The organism is Chitinophagales bacterium (assembly GCA_017303835.1).
Classification (GTDB): Bacteria; Bacteroidota; Bacteroidia; order Chitinophagales; family Chitinophagaceae; genus JAFLBI01.
In genome coordinates, this window is record JAFLBI010000001.1 from 1570360 (window position 1) to 1587412 (window position 17053).

20 protein-coding genes and 1 tRNA gene are annotated in these 17053 nt (G+C 43.6%); 9 read left to right on the forward strand and 12 right to left on the reverse strand.

Annotated features, from left to right (window positions below):
- Window positions 1-94: 94 nt before the first annotated feature.
- The 6 genes from J0L83_07180 (at window position 95) to J0L83_07205 (ending at window position 3474) form a co-directional block, all read left to right on the forward strand.
- Window positions 95-1375, forward strand: coding sequence for a UDP-N-acetylmuramoyl-tripeptide--D-alanyl-D-alanine ligase (locus J0L83_07180; protein ID MBN8664335.1), 1281 nt, complete (start codon window positions 95-97; stop codon window positions 1373-1375).
- An 11-nt stretch (window positions 1376-1386) separates the two neighbouring features.
- On the forward strand, window positions 1387-2016 hold the full coding sequence (locus J0L83_07185; GenBank protein MBN8664336.1) for a Crp/Fnr family transcriptional regulator: 630 nt from the start codon (window positions 1387-1389) through the stop codon (window positions 2014-2016).
- 71 nt (window positions 2017-2087) lie between these two features.
- On the forward strand, window positions 2088-2405 hold the full coding sequence (locus J0L83_07190; GenBank protein MBN8664337.1) for a rhodanese-like domain-containing protein: 318 nt from the start codon (window positions 2088-2090) through the stop codon (window positions 2403-2405).
- 2 nt (window positions 2406-2407) lie between these two features.
- The gene (locus tag J0L83_07195) at window positions 2408-2665 is read left to right on the forward strand and encodes a hypothetical protein (protein ID MBN8664338.1); all 258 of its coding nucleotides are present in this window, start codon (window positions 2408-2410) and stop codon (window positions 2663-2665) included.
- Between the two features lie 12 nt (window positions 2666-2677).
- The gene (gene trxA, locus J0L83_07200; GenBank protein ID MBN8664339.1) at window positions 2678-2983 is read left to right on the forward strand and encodes a thioredoxin; all 306 of its coding nucleotides are present in this window, start codon (window positions 2678-2680) and stop codon (window positions 2981-2983) included.
- A 32-nt stretch (window positions 2984-3015) separates the two neighbouring features.
- Complete coding sequence (locus J0L83_07205) at window positions 3016-3474, forward strand: DUF983 domain-containing protein (GenBank protein ID MBN8664340.1); 459 nt, start codon at window positions 3016-3018, stop codon at window positions 3472-3474.
- Between the two features lie 62 nt (window positions 3475-3536).
- Here J0L83_07205 and J0L83_07210 read toward each other — a convergent pair whose 3' ends face one another.
- Window positions 3537-4601 (reverse strand): 4-hydroxyproline epimerase, encoded by a 1065-nt coding sequence (locus J0L83_07210; protein MBN8664341.1) that lies wholly within the window; start codon window positions 4599-4601, stop codon window positions 3537-3539.
- Between the two features lie 40 nt (window positions 4602-4641).
- Between J0L83_07210 and J0L83_07215 the strand changes: the two genes are divergently transcribed.
- Window positions 4642-5916, forward strand: coding sequence for a sterol desaturase family protein (locus J0L83_07215; protein ID MBN8664342.1), 1275 nt, complete (start codon window positions 4642-4644; stop codon window positions 5914-5916).
- On the opposite strand, the gene J0L83_07220 is transcribed toward J0L83_07215, so the two are convergent.
- The 11 genes from J0L83_07220 to rsmA all read right to left on the reverse strand — a co-directional run bounded on the left by J0L83_07220 (window position 5892) and on the right by rsmA (window position 15003).
- On the reverse strand, window positions 5892-7376 hold the full coding sequence (locus J0L83_07220) for an aldehyde dehydrogenase (NADP(+)) (protein MBN8664343.1): 1485 nt from the start codon (window positions 7374-7376) through the stop codon (window positions 5892-5894). The genes J0L83_07215 and J0L83_07220 overlap by 25 nt on opposite strands.
- Before the next feature lie 2 nt (window positions 7377-7378).
- Complete coding sequence (locus J0L83_07225) at window positions 7379-8275, reverse strand: dihydrodipicolinate synthase family protein (GenBank protein MBN8664344.1); 897 nt, start codon at window positions 8273-8275, stop codon at window positions 7379-7381.
- A gap of 17 nt (window positions 8276-8292) precedes the next feature.
- A complete protein-coding gene (locus J0L83_07230) occupies window positions 8293-9546 on the reverse strand; it encodes an FAD-dependent oxidoreductase (protein MBN8664345.1) in 1254 nt (417 codons plus the stop codon).
- Window positions 9547-9994: 448 nt separating this feature from the next.
- Window positions 9995-10081 (reverse strand) — tRNA-Ser (locus J0L83_07235).
- 23 nt (window positions 10082-10104) lie between these two features.
- Complete coding sequence (locus J0L83_07240; GenBank protein ID MBN8664346.1) at window positions 10105-10878, reverse strand: TatD family hydrolase; 774 nt, start codon at window positions 10876-10878, stop codon at window positions 10105-10107.
- A 272-nt stretch (window positions 10879-11150) separates the two neighbouring features.
- Entirely contained in the window at window positions 11151-11768 is a 618-nt protein-coding gene (locus J0L83_07245; GenBank protein MBN8664347.1) for a polysaccharide deacetylase family protein, read from the reverse strand.
- 3 nt (window positions 11769-11771) lie between these two features.
- Window positions 11772-12164: an HIT family protein gene (locus J0L83_07250; GenBank protein ID MBN8664348.1), complete on the reverse strand. Its 393-nt coding sequence runs from the start codon at window positions 12162-12164 to the stop codon at window positions 11772-11774.
- A gap of 9 nt (window positions 12165-12173) precedes the next feature.
- On the reverse strand, window positions 12174-12680 hold the full coding sequence (locus J0L83_07255) for a hypothetical protein (GenBank protein ID MBN8664349.1): 507 nt from the start codon (window positions 12678-12680) through the stop codon (window positions 12174-12176).
- Between the two features lie 66 nt (window positions 12681-12746).
- Window positions 12747-13214, reverse strand: coding sequence for a transcription elongation factor GreA (greA, locus tag J0L83_07260; protein MBN8664350.1), 468 nt, complete (start codon window positions 13212-13214; stop codon window positions 12747-12749).
- A gap of 101 nt (window positions 13215-13315) precedes the next feature.
- Window positions 13316-14245, reverse strand: a complete 930-nt coding sequence (locus J0L83_07265) for a hydroxyacid dehydrogenase (protein ID MBN8664351.1) — start codon at window positions 14243-14245, stop codon at window positions 13316-13318.
- Window positions 14245-15003 (reverse strand): ribosomal RNA small subunit methyltransferase A, encoded by a 759-nt coding sequence (gene rsmA / locus J0L83_07270; protein ID MBN8664352.1) that lies wholly within the window; start codon window positions 15001-15003, stop codon window positions 14245-14247. The genes J0L83_07265 and rsmA overlap by 1 nt, the downstream gene beginning before the upstream one ends.
- Before the next feature lie 79 nt (window positions 15004-15082).
- Here rsmA and pdxA point away from each other — a divergent pair, with 79 nt between their 5' ends.
- Both pdxA and J0L83_07280 read left to right on the forward strand, forming a co-directional pair.
- Entirely contained in the window at window positions 15083-16177 is a 1095-nt protein-coding gene (gene pdxA, locus J0L83_07275; protein MBN8664353.1) for a 4-hydroxythreonine-4-phosphate dehydrogenase PdxA, read from the forward strand.
- A gap of 5 nt (window positions 16178-16182) precedes the next feature.
- Window positions 16183-17052, forward strand: coding sequence for an aldose 1-epimerase family protein (locus J0L83_07280; protein ID MBN8664354.1), 870 nt, complete (start codon window positions 16183-16185; stop codon window positions 17050-17052).
- Window position 17053: the final 1 nt, after the last annotated feature.

Genomic DNA, 17053 nt, shown 5'->3' on the forward strand with positions numbered 1-17053 from the left:
TCTCCACTGCGCGGAAGACCCTGCGGCGGCTTATTAATCCCCGCAGCATTGCGGGGGTTTTTGTTTACCGTTATCTTTGAATAAACCATCAGCTTTGGATATCTCAAGTTTATACCAAATCTTTCGTCAATACCCTTCTGTACAAACGGATACCAGAAAACTACAGCCCGGCGATTTGTATTTTGCCTTAAAGGGTGCAAATTTCAATGGCAACCAGTTTGCGCTACAGGCCTTGGAAAAAGGCGCTGCTTATGCAATCGTTGATGAGGCATTAGCCCTGCCCCACCCACAGGTTATTGTGGTAGCCGATGTGCTGAGCACTTTACAAGCATTGGCTTTATATCATCGTCAGCAATTGGGCATACCTGTTATTGCCATCACTGGTAGTAATGGCAAAACCACTACCAAAGAATTGGTGCATGCTGTGCTATCGAGCCATTTTAAAACATATACCACCAAAGGCAATCTCAATAATCATATTGGTGTGCCATTAACATTGCTATCGATTCAACCTGATGCTGCAATTGCCGTAGTGGAAATGGGTGCTAATCACCAGAAAGAAATTGAAAGCTATTGCAGTTACACTGCTCCCACACATGGCATTATTACCAATTGTGGCAAAGCGCATCTGGAAGGTTTTGGCGGTATTGAAGGTGTGCGAAAAGGAAAGGGTGAGTTGTATGATTTTCTGCGCAGCAATAACGGTACTGTTTTTCTCTTTGATGATTATGATTATCTGCAACAAATGAGTGCAGGCATTCCGCATGTTGTTCGCTATGGCACAGCCAGCGGATTGGTGCAAGGACAAGTAGCTATCAGCGAGCCTTTCCTGGAAGTCAGCATCACGGAGGGCTTATCAACCAACCTTGTGAAAACGCAATTGGTAGGCAGCTATAACCTACCAAATGTATTGTGTGCATTAACAGTAGGTAAACATCTTGGTGTACCCGAAGAAAAAATAATTGCTGCTATTGAAAGCTATACACCCTCTAACAGCAGATCGCAGCTGGTAGAGCGGGGCAGCAATAAAATCATTTTAGACGCATACAATGCCAACCCCAGTAGCGTGAAGCTGGCGATTGAAAATTTTGCCAAATTACATGCAGACAACAAGATTATCTTGTTAGGCGGCATGATGGAATTGGGTGAAGAAAGTGTGGCAGAGCATCAAGCTATCGCCGATTTGATTGCACAATATTCTTGGGATCATGTGGTTTTGGTTGGAGGTGATTTTAGTAAGGTGTTGCACAACTTTACCTATCTACACAATTCATTGGAAGCAAAAGCATGGCTGAAAGATTTATCGCCCGAGAATAGTTATCTGCTGATCAAAGGATCGCGCAGCATGCAAATGGAAAAAATACTGGAACCCTGAGCAAGAATATCATGAACAAATTACAACAACTCTTTCCGCAGTTTGAGCCTAACCTGATAGATGAATTAAGCGCTGAAGGCACTATTCGAGAAGCCAAGGCCGGTGAAGTTATCATGCGCACCGGACAGTATATGAAAAGCACCATGTTGGTGCTTGATGGAATCATTAAAGTGTTTCGCGAAAATGAAGAAGGGGGCGAATTCCTGATGTATTACATCAAACCCGGTGAAGCTTGTGCGCTCTCAATCATCTGTGCTGCAAAAATGGAAGCGAGTGAGATTACAGCCGTTGCAATGGAAGACACTATCCTATTGAGTATCCCATTGCAATACATGGATGAGTGGATGAGCAAGTACAAAACATGGTATTATTTTGTACTCGAAACCTATCGAAATCGTTTTGAAGAAATGCTTACGCTGGTGGATCAGGTAGCATTCCGCAACATGGATGAGCGTCTGGAGTTTTACCTTAAACGCCATGCAGAAGTAAACCAGGTTCGTATTGTGCAGCTCTCGCATCAGCAGATTGCTGATGAGCTCAATTCTTCGAGAGAAGTGATATCCAGACTACTCAAAAAAATGGAGCAAAGAGGCATGCTAAAGCTGCACAGAAACTTCATTGAACTGTTAACTATCCGCTAATTACTGGGTCTGTAACATTAGTCACCGGATAAGCCTATTTGAGACTGCATTTTTGTATCAAAATCAAACACATGGGCTTACTAGATATTTTATTCGGCGGAGGTGCCAAGGCAGCAGCACAGTTAAAAGCATTGTATGAGAATGGCGCAGTAATCGTAGATGTACGTACTGCTGAAGAATTCAGGTCTGGACATATCAAGGGTTCAATCAATATCCCACTGCAGGTCTTGACACAAAAAACTGCCGAACTCAAGAAGAAAAATAAACCAGTAATTACGGTGTGCCGAAGCGGCAACAGAAGTGGTATGGCCATTGGCGTACTGAAGCAAGCCGGTATTGAAGCTTATAATGGTGGACCATGGAATAGTCTGGAACGTCAAATTGCCTAATCATGGAAAGAATACTGCAAAAGATAGATTTCGTTTTGGTGATCCGATTAATAGCAGGTATCCTATTTGTGTGGACTGGTTGGGAGTTTAAGGACTGGACACCTGCTATCTTCGGTTTTGCCTGGATTGGTGTAGGTATTTATGCCTCCATCACGCAAAGTGGATGCGGCTACAATGGTAGTTGTGGTGTACCGATGACACCAAGACGTCCGGCCCGAAGCACAAGCGCTGCTGATGAAGTAGAATTCACTGAACTCTAAAATCTCCAACCTATGTCAACCCAAAAAGAAACCTTTGCCGATATTATCAAGGGGGATACACCTGTACTGGTAGACTTTTTTGCTACCTGGTGCGGTCCTTGTAAAATGATGCAACCGATTCTGGAAAATCTACGTGACAGAATTGGCGATAAAGCAAGAATCATAAAGATTGATGTGGACAAGAACCCACAAGTAGCTGCGAATTACCAAATCCAGGGTGTTCCTACTTTGATGGTCTTTCATAAAGGAGAAGTTAAGTGGAGGAAATCAGGTGTGGTTCAAGCCAATCAGCTTGAACAAGTGATCAATGGTATTTGATACGACCTTAACTTGCAGGCAACCCTTTGAACATGAGCACAAATAAACGACCATTATACCTTACTAGCGTTTTGCAGAACAAATGTCCGCGCTGCAGACAGGGGCATATTTTCAAATCACAAAATGCCTATGATCTTAAGCACAACACGGAAATGCATGCCAATTGCCCAGTCTGTGAGCAACCTACTGAAATTGAAGTAGGCTTCTACTATGGAACAGGCTATGTGAGTTATGCGCTATCAGTAGCATTTATGGTATCTACATTTGTTGCTTGGAAAGTATTAATCGGCATGACATTCGATATTGATGATAATCGAATTTTTTATTGGCTTGGCGCAAGTATTACCTTGTTGATTCTCATTCAACCCTTACTGATGCGCCTATCCAGAAGCCTTTGGCTGAGCTGGTTTGTTTCTTACGACCCTGAATGGAAAAACCGCAAACCAGAATTTGCTGAACGCGTAGTGCCTGAGCAGATGAATAATTGGTAATTCAACAATATATAAGGTTACTTACTTTCTCCGGGGACTGAAGTCCCCGGTAATGAAGACGCTTAAATTACCTGAAATCCATGCGCATAAGGATCATCCGTTGGATCTATGCTGATGGTATTATAGCCGTAAATCTTTGCCCAACCTTCTATTGCCGGTCTGATCGCAGGCTTACCTGCAATACTGGTTTCTTCCGCAATTGTTCCATTGAACTTACTACCAATAATGCTTTCATGCACAAACACATCGCCTGCTTTTAATTGTCCCTTCGTGTACCATTGTGCCATACGTGCTGATGTGCCTGTTCCGCAGGGACTTCTATCTATTGCTTTATCGCCATAAAACACGGCATTACGTGCAGTTGAGTTCGCATCAATCGTTTTGCCTGTCCACAAAATGTGTGAGCAGCCATTGATCGTAGGATCATCAGGATGCACAAAACTATAATGTGCATTGATATTCTTTCTCAATGCTCTAGCCCAAGCAACCAATTGATCAGCGCTATAATGTTCCAATCCTTTGAAGTGCGGTTGCACATCTACAATGGCATAGAAATTTCCCCCATACGCTACATCTAAGGTTAGCTCACCTAAATCCGGACAATGCGCAATAATCTTTTCTGCAGCCAGATAGGCCGGCACATTGGTTAATTGAACGGATACAACTTTTCCCGCTTCCTGCTTGTATCGAATCATCACCAAACCGGCTGGCGCTTCCATGCGCACAATGCCCGGTGTTTTCGGTTGTATCAATCCTTCTTCAATGGCAATAGTAATCGTACCAATGGTACCATGTCCACACATAGGCAAGCAGCCACTGGTTTCTATAAACAAGACTGCCACATCATTCTGGGGATCATGTGGCGGATAGAGTATACTGCCACTCATCATATCATGCCCGCGTGGTTCAAACATCAACCCTTTTCTGATCCAATCATACTCGCGCAAAAAATGCTGTCTTTTTTCGCTCATGGTATGCCCTTCGAGCGTTGGTCCGCCAGCAGCCACTACCCTCACCGGATTACCGCAAGTATGGGCATCAATGCAATAAAAGACATGACCACTCCTGGCTTTAGAACCAAATCTGCCCTGTGCATCAAAAGGAAGGGTCGCTGCTTGAAAAGGCATAAGCAAAATCCATTTACATTTGAGAAAATTTGCTTGCAGTATGGAAACCTATGGCCGCATACTACTAATTGCCATGCCCGCTTTTCTCGCACTGGTTTTGTTGGAGAAATGGTATGGCTGGTGGAAAGGTAAGGATACCGTTCGGAATATGGATATGATCTCTAGCTTGACTTCCGGCGTCACCAACGTAACCAAAGATGTGCTGGGTTTGAGTGTGGCTATCCTCTCTTATCAGTGGATGGTAGAGCATCTGCGCATTGTAACCATTGAATCCACTTGGCTTACTTACTTGATTGCCTTCATGGCCTTAGATTTTGCTGGTTACTGGACACACCGCATTGCCCATACCTATAATTTTTTCTGGAACAACCACATCATTCACCATAGCAGTGAAGAATTCAATCTTGCCTGTGCGTTGCGGCAGAGTATTTCTGTATTCGTGCGCATTTTTGCATTCCTTTTGCTGCCCGCAGCTTTGTTAGGTGTTGATGCGAAAGTAGTAGCGATTGTAGCACCGCTGCATCTATTTGCACAGTTCTGGTATCATACACAGCATATTGATCGAATGGGCTTTCTGGAACACATCATTGTAACACCTTCTCATCATCGTGTGCACCATGCTATCAATCCGGAGTACATTGATAAAAACTATGCACAGATTTTTATTTTTTGGGATAAGCTCTTTGGCACGTTTCAGGAAGAAAAACCAGATGTACCACCTGTCTATGGTATTACCCGACCAGCAAGAACTTGGAACCCAATCAAGATTAATTTTCAGCATTTATGGTTGCTGATTAGTGATGCATGGAGAACGAAAAGCTGGAAGGACAAGTTCCGCATCTGGTTAATGCCTACCGGCTGGAGACCTGCTGATGTTGCAGAAAAATATCCTGTGTACAAGATTGATGATGTTTATCACTTCGATAAATACGATACCAAAGGCTCTACAGCATTACACGCGTGGCTTTGGATACAACTAGTTGCCCTACTACTTTTCATCAGTTACCTGTTTGGTAATATTGCACAGATTGGTAGTCCGGGTATGTTCTTATATGGCGCTTTTATTTTTCTCAGTGTCTACAGCCTTACAGAACTGATGGATAGAAACCGCAATGCCATTTATTGGGAAATCATTAAAAATGGTTTTGCTGCATACTTGCTCATTGCGCAAGGTGATTGGTTTGGTATAAGCGCTTTTGCAGCATGGGCACTCTATGTTATTGCTGCTTATCTGATTGTTTCCACCATTGCGACTGCGTATTTCAGTTTTCAGAAAGACAGTACACCCAATCAAGCCGGTGCTTTGGTGAGTTGATCGTTCACCGTACGCCAGATGTTTAATGGATTAACTCGCTTCAAAGCATCGGGCAATAAAGCATCCGGCCAATTCTGAAATGCAATTGGACGTGAGAAACGTTTTATCCCATCAGCGCCCACAGAGCCAAAGCGACTATCAGTAGATGCAGGGAATGGTCCGCCATGCTGCATACTCAAACAGACTTCCACGCCTGTTGGTACACCGTTGAAAATGATGCGTCCGCACAATTGTTGTATTTGCTGAATTAGTTCAGTGCTATTTGCAGCTTCAGCTTCTGTTGCCATACAAGTGGCGGTTAATTGTCCGTGTATTTGGTTCGCAACAGCCAGCATTTCATTCATATCAGCACATTGTACTACCAGTGAATAAGGCCCAAAGACTTCTTCTTGCAATTGTGGTTGCGCCAGGAAATTGGTAGCACTTGTGGTGGCGATTGTTGGCATCGGCAATAAACCATCTTCGTTGGATACAGCAGCTGTTGCTACTGTTACACCTGTTACACCTAATGCAGTCAAGCGATTCTTTTCATAGTTGGCCGCAATCCCAGCATGCAACATTGGCGCTGGCGCTACTTGCTCAATAGCTTTACCTAAGGTTTGGATGAATTCATTCAAAGCGGGAGAAGCGATACCAATGATGAGTCCGGGATTCGTACAGAATTGTCCCATACCCAGCGTAATAGAGCCAGCATACATCTGCGCAATTGTAGCGGCTTCTGAAGCTAGCTTTTCAGGAAACAGAAAAACTGGATTGATACTACCCATTTCTGCGAATACAGGAATCGGTTCTTTGCGCTGATTGGCCATATCGAAAATGGCTTTACCACCTTGATAAGAACCAGTAAAGCCTACGGCTTTTGTATAATGATGTTGAATCAGCGCATGCGTAGTGGCTAAACCATCATCATGCACATGCGTGAATACTGCTGCGGGTAATTGCATTTTCTCCACTGCAGTGGCAATTGCTGCAGCAGCCATCGTAGATGTTCTTGGATGTGCAGGATGCGCTTTCACTATAACCGGACAACCAGCAGCCAATGCCGTTGCCGTATCACCACCTGCAGTAGAATAGGCGTAAGGAAAATTGCTGGCACCGAAGACCAAGACCGGACCAATGCCCACGCGCATCTTGCGCAGATCTGGTTTGGGTGGGGCTTTATCCGGGATGGCTGTATCAATACAAGCTTCCAACCAATCGCCACGCTCGCAAGCATCCGCATAACTATTCAATTGAAAGATGGTACGTGCACGCTCACCTCTTAGTCTTGCCTCAGGCAAGTGGGTTTCTTCCATCGCAGTATGAAGCCATGCATCACCGAGTGCTTCCAATTGAAGGGCAATCTCTCGCATCAATTCAGCACGGGTTTGCAAAGAAGTTTGTCGGTACACAGCAAATGCTTCCCACGCCGCTTCCATCAAACCATTTACCGATGCTGGCTTTGTATAAGTAATCTCCATGTTTACAATTTGGGGCGATTCGCCAATCCTGTATGAATGATGCGCAGAATTTGTTCGCGTTCTGTACCTGCTAAGGTTAAACGTGGTGCACGAACATGTTCACTGCCAATACCTGCTTCTTGTTCTGCTAATTTAATGTATTGCACCAACTTGGGATGAATATCCAATTCCAGTAAAGGCAGGAACCAACGATAAATGGCAGCAGCTTCTGCGATTTTACCTTGCTGTATCAACTCATATACAGCAACTGTTTCCTTTGGAAAAGCACAAACCAATCCGGCTACCCAACCATGGGCACCCATCACCAATTCTTCCATTGCTAAAGTATCTACACCACAAAGAATTTTATAGCGCTGTCCAAAACGATTGAGCATACGTGTAACATTCGACACATCGCGTGTTGATTCTTTTACTGCTTGGATATTGGTGCAGGATTGTAATTCATCAAACATATCCAGTGTAACTTCTGTCTTATAGTCGACTGGATTATTGTAAATCATGATAGGCAAAGATGTTGATGCAGCGATGGTCTTAAACCATTGCACAGTTTCGCGATGATCGGTTTTGTACCGCATAGGCGGCAACACCATCAAACCACGTGCACCCCAGCTGGCTGCATTTGCTGCTTGCACCAATGCTTCGCGTGTAGCACCTTCTGCGATATTCAACACAACAGGCACTTTACCTGCTGTTTTCTCTACTGCAAATTTCACCAATCGTTCTTTTTCATCATTCGTAAGTACACTTGATTCGCCCAATGTGCCGCCAAGAATGATGCCTTCTACACCTGCAGCCAATTGTGCTTGTAAGTTTTTTTCAAACAAAGGAAGATCGAGTTGATCATCTGTTGTGAACTTGGTTGTAAGTGCAGGGAAAACACCTTTCCATTCAAAAGACATTGTATTCTGTTTTAAGTTTAAGCAAATCTGTTTGGATCAAATGGCGTGATATCCATGCTCAATGGCTCGCCTGTAATCAGCTCCTGCACGAGTTTTCCGGTACCTGCACCCAAGCTCATACCCAGCATGGAATGTCCTGTTGCAACGACAAAATTTTTGTATTGACCAGCTTTACCAATGTATGGCAAACCATCTGCAGAGCAGGGACGAAATCCATACCACACTTTATCGGGCTCTGGCATGGGAATATCGAATTCAGGATAAAAACGCTTAACACCATCGATGATACCTTGTACCCGTTGCAAGCGTGGTGGTGTATTGGTAGCAGTGATTTCCATCGTACCACCGAAACGTGTTTTGTTACCATCCATCGGCGTGAGCGCAATGCGTGATTCTACAAACACCGCAGGATAGTTAATGCGAAACTTGGGATCTTCTGTTGTGATAGAATATCCCCTGCCACCTACCAAGGGCATACGCAACCGAATCTTTTCTGCCAACTCTCTGCTCCAACTACCAGCTGCCAATACCACATGATCAGCTGTATAAACAGAACGATCTGTTTTCACCGCTTTAATTGTGTGCTGACGAATATCAAAATCAATGACTGCTTCATTCAGTACAAAATGTACTCCTTGTGCTTTCAGTACAGCAATCAGTTGCTTCATTACTTTGGGTGGATACAAATGTGCATCGCACTTAAACCAGATAGCACCGGCAGCTTCCATGCGAATATGTGGCTCCAGTGCTTTTACTTCAGCTGCGCTTATCAAAGCAGTATCACTCAATCCCAATTCATGAGCACGCGCAACTGTTTCTGCTGCATGATGCGCCGCTTCCTCTGTTTGAAAAATCTCGAGTAACCCTTTCTGTTCATAAGCAAAATCAAAACCCGGCTGACCAATCCAACTCTCATACATTTTCTTACTCAGTATCGCAATATCGCGTAGCGGAATACCTGCATTGCGCACATGCTCCGGTGTTGCTGAACGCATGAATTGTAATCCCCAACTGATCAAACTTTTGCTGAGTCTGGGTTGGATATAAAATGGGCTGCGACTATTCCACATCCATTTCAACCCTTTTTTGACAATACCCGGTGTTGCCAGTGGAATAAAATGGCTGGGGCATACATAACCTGCATTGCCGTAAGAGCAGTTATCGGATAAATCATTTTTGTCGATAAGGGTTACTTCGTAGCCAGCCTGACGCAGGTAATAAGCGCTGCTTAAACCCACGATACCGCCGCCAATAACAATGACGTGTTGCATGGCTTTAAAGTTAGGGAAATGAGGTTGGAATCTGCTGAGACCTGAGCGAACAAAAGCGGCGAGTTATTGGCTAAAAAACAATACTGCGCATTGGTTTTTTCATGCCCTTCCCGGATGTAAGCAAACTTTGTGCGTTTACCAACCGAAGCCTTGGCGCAGGTTGGAGGTTAGCGCGCCTCCGGCGCGCTGATCAGGATGGCTTGTCAACCGAAGCTTTAGCGTAGGTTGAGGGGTATCAAAGCAAACCGAAATGCTGCGCATTGATTTTTTCATGCCCTTTCCGAACAAAATCACTTGCGAGGTTAGCGCGCCTGCGGCGCGCTGATCAGAGGGGGGTAGCTAAAGCAAACCTTAATGCTGCGCATTGGTTTTTTTATGCCCTTCGCAGGATCAAGCAAGCTTGACCTGCTTGTGCATAAAAAAACCGACTTTCAGTCGGTTTGCTTTGCGGAGACGGCGAGATTCGAACTCGCGATACAGTTTCCCGTATACACACTTTCCAGGCGTGCTCCTTCAACCACTCGGACACGTCTCCAAAAGGGCTGCAAAAATACAGGTTCAATCGGTCTTTTGGAAGATTTTTTGGGCGTTTGAAGTGGTAACAGCGGCTACTTCTTCCATGGAAACACCCTTTGTTTCAGCAAGTTTGGCAACAACATGTTCCAAATAAGCAGGCTCATTGCGCTTGCCTCTGAAAGGAACGGGCGTAAGATAGGGCGCATCCGTTTCCAATACCATCCACTCCAGGCCAATTTGTTCTAAAGCAGCAGGTAGTCCAGCATTCTTATACGTGAGTACACCACCGATGCCCAAATAAAAACCCATTCTGGTGATTTGCTGTGCAGATTCAAAGCTGCCACTGAAACAGTGAAAAATACCCCTCAGTCCTTTCTTGGCAAAAGGCTGTACGGCATTGATGGTTTCCTGCATGGCGTTGCGGGTATGAATCACAATGGGCAAGTTTTTATCTAATGCCCATTGCATTTGCTGTTCAAAAGCAAAATGCTGCTCTTGTACAAAGGTTTTATCCCAATAAAAATCCAAACCAATCTCTCCTATCGCCACGAAATCCCGTCGATTCATCCATTCTTCTACAATGCCCAACTCCTTTTGGTAATCTCCTTTCACAGAACAGGGGTGTAAACCCATCATTGGTATGCAACGGTCCGGATAAGCATCGCCCAGCTGAATCATGGCATCATGTGTGGCGCTATCTATTGCTGGCAAGTAAAAACGACTAATGCCCTGCTGGGCTGCACGTTCCAGCATTGCTGCCCTATCAGCATCAAAAGCATCCAAATAAATATGACAATGGGTGTCGATCAATTGCATCCTGCAAAATGCTGTTTTTTAGCGCATTAAGTTGAAAATCGCAGAATTTTTTCCTGCTGCTAAAAAATAATTTCCTCCCTTACCCGTTTATATACAGTACCACTTGCGAAAGCAAATATGGATGCAGCTTGCGTGAAAACCAGGCTAAGAAAATGTACTTACTAACCCATCTAGCATAATTGTAGACCGATAGCACGGATATGTGCTGAAAGATTGTTTTCATAGGGTACGGATTAAAAACGGGCTGGGGTTTCTACCCTGGCCAATTTTTTTTACACCAATCCAAACCGATAGCCTTTTTCCAGAAAATATTCGATGGTTTTGGGCAATGCAACTTGCAAGCGTGGCCATGCTTTTTCACTATCATGAAACACAATGATACTTCCAGGACGCGTAGCGCTTTTTACTTGTTGCCAGCATTGCTCAGGGGTTAGTGCTGTATCAAAATCTCCACTTAGCACATCCCACATAATGATGCGATATGCAAATTGCTGCTGTACCGCTTTAATCTGGGCGCGGGTGATTCTGCCATAAGGTGGACGGAACAGATTCGCATCAATCAATTGTGCTGCAGTAAAAATATTGTTGAGATAATCTTCCTTACTCGTTTTCCATCCATTGCGGTGGTCTTGTGTATGATTCCCTATCTGATGCCCCTCAGTCAAAATACGTTTATAGATCTCCGGATAACGTTGCACATTTTTACCAATGCAAAAGAAAGTTGCTTTTATCTGGTACTGCTTCAATAGATCTACAACAAAAGCTGTAGCAACAGGATGCGGCCCATCATCGAATGTTAGGTAAATGGTTTTATCCGCAGCATTGCCTATCCACTCCAGTGAAGGATAGATCCATCGAAATAAGGCAGGTGTGCGTACAGGATACCACATGACTTATTGCATTGCAGCCAGAATTTTCTCCTGTACCATTTTCAGGTGCTCAGGACTTGGCTTTGTTTTTCTGCTGAGTATCTGCATATCTTCCATTCCATTCATAGGCAAAAGATGAATATGGGCATGCGGCACTTCAAAACCCACTGTCATAATATTCACCCGCTGATAGCCGAATGCTTTTTCAATGGCCTTAGCAATAGGTTGCGCAAAAGTCAAAATCCCGTCTAAGTATTCAGCTGGCAGATCAAATAGCTTATCTGTTTCTTGCTTAGGCACAACCAGTACATGTCCGTCTGCGCAAGGAAATATATCCAGAAATGCATAGAAAAGATCGCTCTCTGCAATCTTATAAGAAGGAATTTCTCCTGCAATGATTTTGGTAAAAATGCTCATGCTACTGACTTATTGCAGCAAGTTATCTTTTATTGCTGAAGGAATCTCTAAAGGAATTTGCTTTTCTTGAGCGATTGTATAAATTATTTTTCTTAAAGACTGTTTTTGTGCAGTATCCAGCCTGGATGAATCAAATTCCTGATACTGATTACTATCTGTAAATAACCGTATTGCTGAAAAATTCATCTGTACTTTCACGACTTCCGACCAACTAAGGGTAAACCCTTTCTCAAACTGCTGATCCACTGTTATACTATTTGTGCTAACTAAAAACTTATTACGTACTTGTTTAGGATGAATTGCTTGCTGATAATAATTCACCAAAAGAACGAAGTAAAAAATATAGATTATCCATCGGTACTTTGCACCTGGAACGTTAGTATACAGTTCATAAAGATGATACAAAAACAAACTGCTCAATATCACCGCTGAAACAATATAAATCAACCTGCTCCAGAAGCGCGAACGTTTGAATTTTTTTTCAGGAATTAAGTCAATCAGCTCGAATGAATGCATAGTCTAAAATAAAACATCCCATACTTTAAAAAGCATGGGATGCGACAAACTTTATCACTAATCTGTTTAGATCGTAATGTCTTCAACTTTAAACTTGATCACACCGGTTGGCGCATTTACTTCTGCCACTTCACCCTTTGTCTTTCCCATCAGGCCCTTACCAATAGGTGATGATGCAGATATCTTACCAGCTTTCAAATCGGCTTCTTTTTCGCCTACAATCTGATAGGTCACCGTTTTCTTTGTTGCCAGATTCGTGATGGTTACACGAGTGAGGATGCTCACACGGCTGGTATCAATGGTGGTTGTATCCACAATCTTGGCATTGGCAATCACCCCTTCCAGCTGTTTGATCTTTGCCTCCAGCATACCCTGTGCTTCCTTGGCTGCATCGTATTCTGCATTCTCTTTCAGATCGCCTTTTTCTCTGGCTTCTGCAATAGCACGTGATGCCGCAGGGCGATCGATTGTTTTCATGCGCTGCAGCTCTTCCTTCATGCGTTCGAAGGTCTCTTTTGTTACGTATTCACTCATACAACTCGGTTTAAAAGAGATAAAAAAAATACAACGCCGCAGATTGAACTACAGCGTTGCAGGCGACAAATATAAGGAGGATTCGACTTGAAAGCCAAATTTCAGACCAGCCCTAATTTCTCTACAACCACCCGGCTCATGCGCTCAAAAGCTTGATGACTATACCCGGCAATATGGGGCGTAATTAACACATTTGGCTGATTAACAAGCCATTGCAATTGAGCTTGTTCTTCTGATGAATAGGTTTCTAATCGCTCATTTTCCAAAACATCCAGTGCCGCGCCTTTGATCTTTCCGCCCTCTAATGCACGAATTAATGCTGCAGTGTCTGTCACTTTTCCTCTGCAGGTAGTGATGAAAAATGGCTGTTGTTCCAGGCTATCGAAAAAAGCATCATTGGCATAATGCTTTGTCTCTGCAGTTAGCGGAAGATGCAGACTCACCACATCGGCATAGCGGGCAATTTGTTCTAATCCTGATTCTCTGATATAGTCCTTTGCAAAGTCAAACCGATAACGGTCATGTGCTAATACCGTTACCTGAAATGGTTGTAGTAGTTGCGCAAAAACACTGCCTGTATTGCCATAGCCAATAATACCCACGGTGCTACCTGATAACTCTAACCCACGATTGGCATCACGAATCCATTTACCCGCTTTCACTTCATCATAACTGCTGTGCAGCTTATTCATCAAAGAAAGCAACATACCCAATGCATGCTCAGCAACAGCGAGTCGGTTTCCTTCCGGACTGCTCACACAAAGAATGCCTTTGCTTTCGGCGTATGCCACATCAATCAATTCCATGCCACTACCCAATCGCCCAATCCATTTCAACTGAGCTGCTTTATCCAATAGCGCACGATCAATTTTCAATCTAGTTGTCACAATCAAACCTACCGTATCACCAATCTTTTCGATAAGTTCCTCATAAGTAATTGTCGGCGCATATTCCACCACAAAACCCTGCTGTATCAGTTTCTCTTCCAGCATTGGGTGGGCTTTGGCCGTTATGATCACTTTGCCTTGCATCAATAATTCATTTGAAAGGTGAGTGCCGCAAATTGCTCAATGCTCAATTGCTCTGCACGCAGATTAAACAAAGGATCTTCCAAAACAGTTGCATCAAACAATGTTTTTACCGCATTGCGTAAAGTCTTTCTACGTTGATTGAAAGCAGTCTTCACCAGATTTCGAAAATGCTTTTCTGATTTCACATCAAGCGCCACTTCCTTTCTGCGCAGTTTAATTACCCCACTCACTACTTTGGGTGGAGGATTGAATGCCTCAGCAGGCACATCAAACAAATATTCAGTTGCATAGAATGCTTGCACCAATACACTGATTACCCCATATACTTTTGAACCCGGCTTGGCTGCAATTCTTTGTGCTACTTCTTTCTGAAACATCCCAATCATCACAGGTACCTGGTCTTTCCAATCAAGCATCTTGAATACAATCTGCGAGGAGATATTGTAAGGGAAATTGCCCACGATGATGAAACTGTCTTGAAATGGAGGATCAATGTCCAGAAAGCTTTGATGAATGAGCTTACCAGTAATGGCTGGAAAATGGTGTTCGAGATAAGCTATTTTCTCTGCATCCAGTTCAACAGCCTTCAACTCTATATTCTCCAGCTGTAACAGGTGCTTGGTTAATGCTCCCCCACCCGGGCCTACTTCCAGTAATTGATGGTAGTTTTCTTGCTGTAAAGCCTCCACGATGCGCACACAAACACTATCGTCTTTCAGGAAATGTTGACCCAGTGATTTTTTGAGGGTGTATTGCATGGCGCAAAACTACTGTTTTGACCGGTATAGCCCTGCCAAACAGTTGATAATGCTTATTTTTACCCAATAATCAAGCAACATGAGTAACGATTTGCAAAGGCCGGTGATTGGATTTTCCTGTGGCGACCTGAACGGCATTGGTATTGAAATGATCATCAAAACCCTGTCTGATAACCGCATACTGGATATTTGCACGCCGGTGGTTTTTGCCAGCAATAAAAGCATCAATTTCTATCGCAAAAGTCTGGCCGATATCAACCTGAACTATGCCAGCTCAAAAGATGCGTCACGCATCAATCCCAAACAGATCAATATTGTGAACTGCTGGGAAGAAGAAGTGGCTATTACGCCGGGACAGCTAAATGAGCTTGGTGGTAAATATGCCATCATTTCTTTGCGTGCTGCTGCACAGGCTTTGAAAGACGGACAAATTCAAGGTTTGGTTACAGCCCCTATCCATAAAAAGAATGTACAATCAGCTGATTTCAGCTACAGTGGCCATACACCTTTCCTAAAAGATTTCTTTGGTGCAAATGATGTGGCCATGCTGATGACTGCACCTAATATGCGTGTAGGTTTGGTAACTGAGCATGTACCAGTTGCGGAATTGGGCAAGCATATTACCAAGGAAGCCATTATCAGTAAACTCAAAATCATCCACAGCAGTTTGCAGAAAGATTTTGGCATTGACAAACCAAGAATTGCTGTGCTGGGCATGAACCCACATTCAGGCGATGAAGGGTTGATTGGTAACGAAGAGGAATCAGTGATCAAACCAGCTATCAAAGAAAGCAAACAACATATCATGGTGTTTGGGCCATACAGCGCTGATGCATTCTTTGCACGTGGTCAGCATGAAAGATTTGATGCAGTGCTAGCCATGTACCATGATCAGGGATTGATTCCATTCAAATCGCTCGCAATCGGCGAAGGCGTGAATTATACTGCAGGCCTGCCTGTGGTACGCACTAGTCCTGATCACGGAACAGCATTTGACATTGCCGGAAAAGGAAAAGCAGATCACACATCATTCCTGGAAGCAACTTACACTTGTATTGATATCATTCGTCAGCGCATGGGTTATGCAGATGCCAGACAAAATCCGCTCAAGAAAATGAGTATGCGTTTGTTTGCCAACGCGGTGGATGAAAAAATTGAAGAATCTGAATCCTGATAACTATGATACAACTGGAGCATGATCTGCTGCGCATCTCCATTGCTGAAAAAGGTGCTGAGTTACAAAGTCTGTACAGAAAAGACCTGAATCTTGAATACCTCTGGAGCGGTGATCCTGCTTACTGGGGAAAGTTTAGTCCGGTTTTATTCCCCATTGTTGGCGGACTAAAAGACAATACCTATTTCTACAAGGGACAAGCGTATCAATTGGGTCGTCATGGCTTTGCACGCGATATGGAATTCAGCGTGCAATCTCAAAGCAATGAGGCAGTTGTCCTTGTATTAAACAGTAATGAAGCAACCAAGAAAGTATATCCATTTGATTTCTCTTTTGAATTGGGTTACTTGATTCAACATGACATGCTCACTGTTAGTTACACAATCATCAACACAGGTAAGGAAACATTGTACGCATCTATTGGTGCACATCCGGCTTTCAAGATTCCTTTGACTGATGTAACTAAGTATGAAGATTGGTATCTGGAATTTGCACAAACAGAACATACAGGCAAATGGCCACTCACCAAAGAAGGATTGATTGAAGCTGCACCCATACCCTGCTTAGAAAACACGAATGTCTTAGCCTTGAATAAGCCACTGTTTTATGGTGATGCTTTAGTATTTAAAGATTTACAATCAACAGCCATCAGCATCAAAAGCAAACAATCAACACATGGCTTAAGTATGCAATTTGAAGGATTTCCTTACTATGGTATCTGGGCTGCTAAAGATGCAGACTTTGTTTGTTTAGAACCCTGGTGTGGTATTGCGGATAATGCTACTACCAATCAAGAATTAACCAACAAGGAAGGCATTCATGCCATTGAACAAGGCAGTTCAATCATAAGAAGCTGGTCTGTGCAGGTTTTCTGAT

What these genes read in the sequence shown, in the direction of transcription:
- J0L83_07185 (MBN8664336.1), top strand. Translation starts at nt 1,387, where the DNA reads ATGAACAAATTACAACAACTCTTTCCGCAGTTTGAGCCTAACCTGATA.
- J0L83_07190 (MBN8664337.1), top strand. Translation starts at nt 2,088, where the DNA reads ATGGGCTTACTAGATATTTTATTCGGCGGAGGTGCCAAGGCAGCAGCA.
- J0L83_07195 (MBN8664338.1), top strand. Translation starts at nt 2,408, where the DNA reads ATGGAAAGAATACTGCAAAAGATAGATTTCGTTTTGGTGATCCGATTA.
- trxA (MBN8664339.1), top strand. Translation starts at nt 2,678, where the DNA reads ATGTCAACCCAAAAAGAAACCTTTGCCGATATTATCAAGGGGGATACA.
- J0L83_07205 (MBN8664340.1), top strand. Translation starts at nt 3,016, where the DNA reads ATGAGCACAAATAAACGACCATTATACCTTACTAGCGTTTTGCAGAAC.
- J0L83_07210 (MBN8664341.1), bottom strand. Translation starts at nt 4,601, where the DNA reads ATGCCTTTTCAAGCAGCGACCCTTCCTTTTGATGCACAGGGCAGATTT.
- J0L83_07215 (MBN8664342.1), top strand. Translation starts at nt 4,642, where the DNA reads ATGGAAACCTATGGCCGCATACTACTAATTGCCATGCCCGCTTTTCTC.
- J0L83_07220 (MBN8664343.1), bottom strand. Translation starts at nt 7,376, where the DNA reads ATGGAGATTACTTATACAAAGCCAGCATCGGTAAATGGTTTGATGGAA.
- J0L83_07225 (MBN8664344.1), bottom strand. Translation starts at nt 8,275, where the DNA reads ATGTCTTTTGAATGGAAAGGTGTTTTCCCTGCACTTACAACCAAGTTC.
- J0L83_07230 (MBN8664345.1), bottom strand. Translation starts at nt 9,546, where the DNA reads ATGCAACACGTCATTGTTATTGGCGGCGGTATCGTGGGTTTAAGCAGC.
- J0L83_07240 (MBN8664346.1), bottom strand. Translation starts at nt 10,878, where the DNA reads ATGCAATTGATCGACACCCATTGTCATATTTATTTGGATGCTTTTGAT.
- J0L83_07245 (MBN8664347.1), bottom strand. Translation starts at nt 11,768, where the DNA reads ATGTGGTATCCTGTACGCACACCTGCCTTATTTCGATGGATCTATCCT.
- J0L83_07250 (MBN8664348.1), bottom strand. Translation starts at nt 12,164, where the DNA reads ATGAGCATTTTTACCAAAATCATTGCAGGAGAAATTCCTTCTTATAAG.
- J0L83_07255 (MBN8664349.1), bottom strand. Translation starts at nt 12,680, where the DNA reads ATGCATTCATTCGAGCTGATTGACTTAATTCCTGAAAAAAAATTCAAA.
- greA (MBN8664350.1), bottom strand. Translation starts at nt 13,214, where the DNA reads ATGAGTGAATACGTAACAAAAGAGACCTTCGAACGCATGAAGGAAGAG.
- J0L83_07265 (MBN8664351.1), bottom strand. Translation starts at nt 14,245, where the DNA reads ATGCAAGGCAAAGTGATCATAACGGCCAAAGCCCACCCAATGCTGGAA.
- rsmA (MBN8664352.1), bottom strand. Translation starts at nt 15,003, where the DNA reads ATGCAATACACCCTCAAAAAATCACTGGGTCAACATTTCCTGAAAGAC.
- pdxA (MBN8664353.1), top strand. Translation starts at nt 15,083, where the DNA reads ATGAGTAACGATTTGCAAAGGCCGGTGATTGGATTTTCCTGTGGCGAC.
- J0L83_07280 (MBN8664354.1), top strand. Translation starts at nt 16,183, where the DNA reads ATGATACAACTGGAGCATGATCTGCTGCGCATCTCCATTGCTGAAAAA.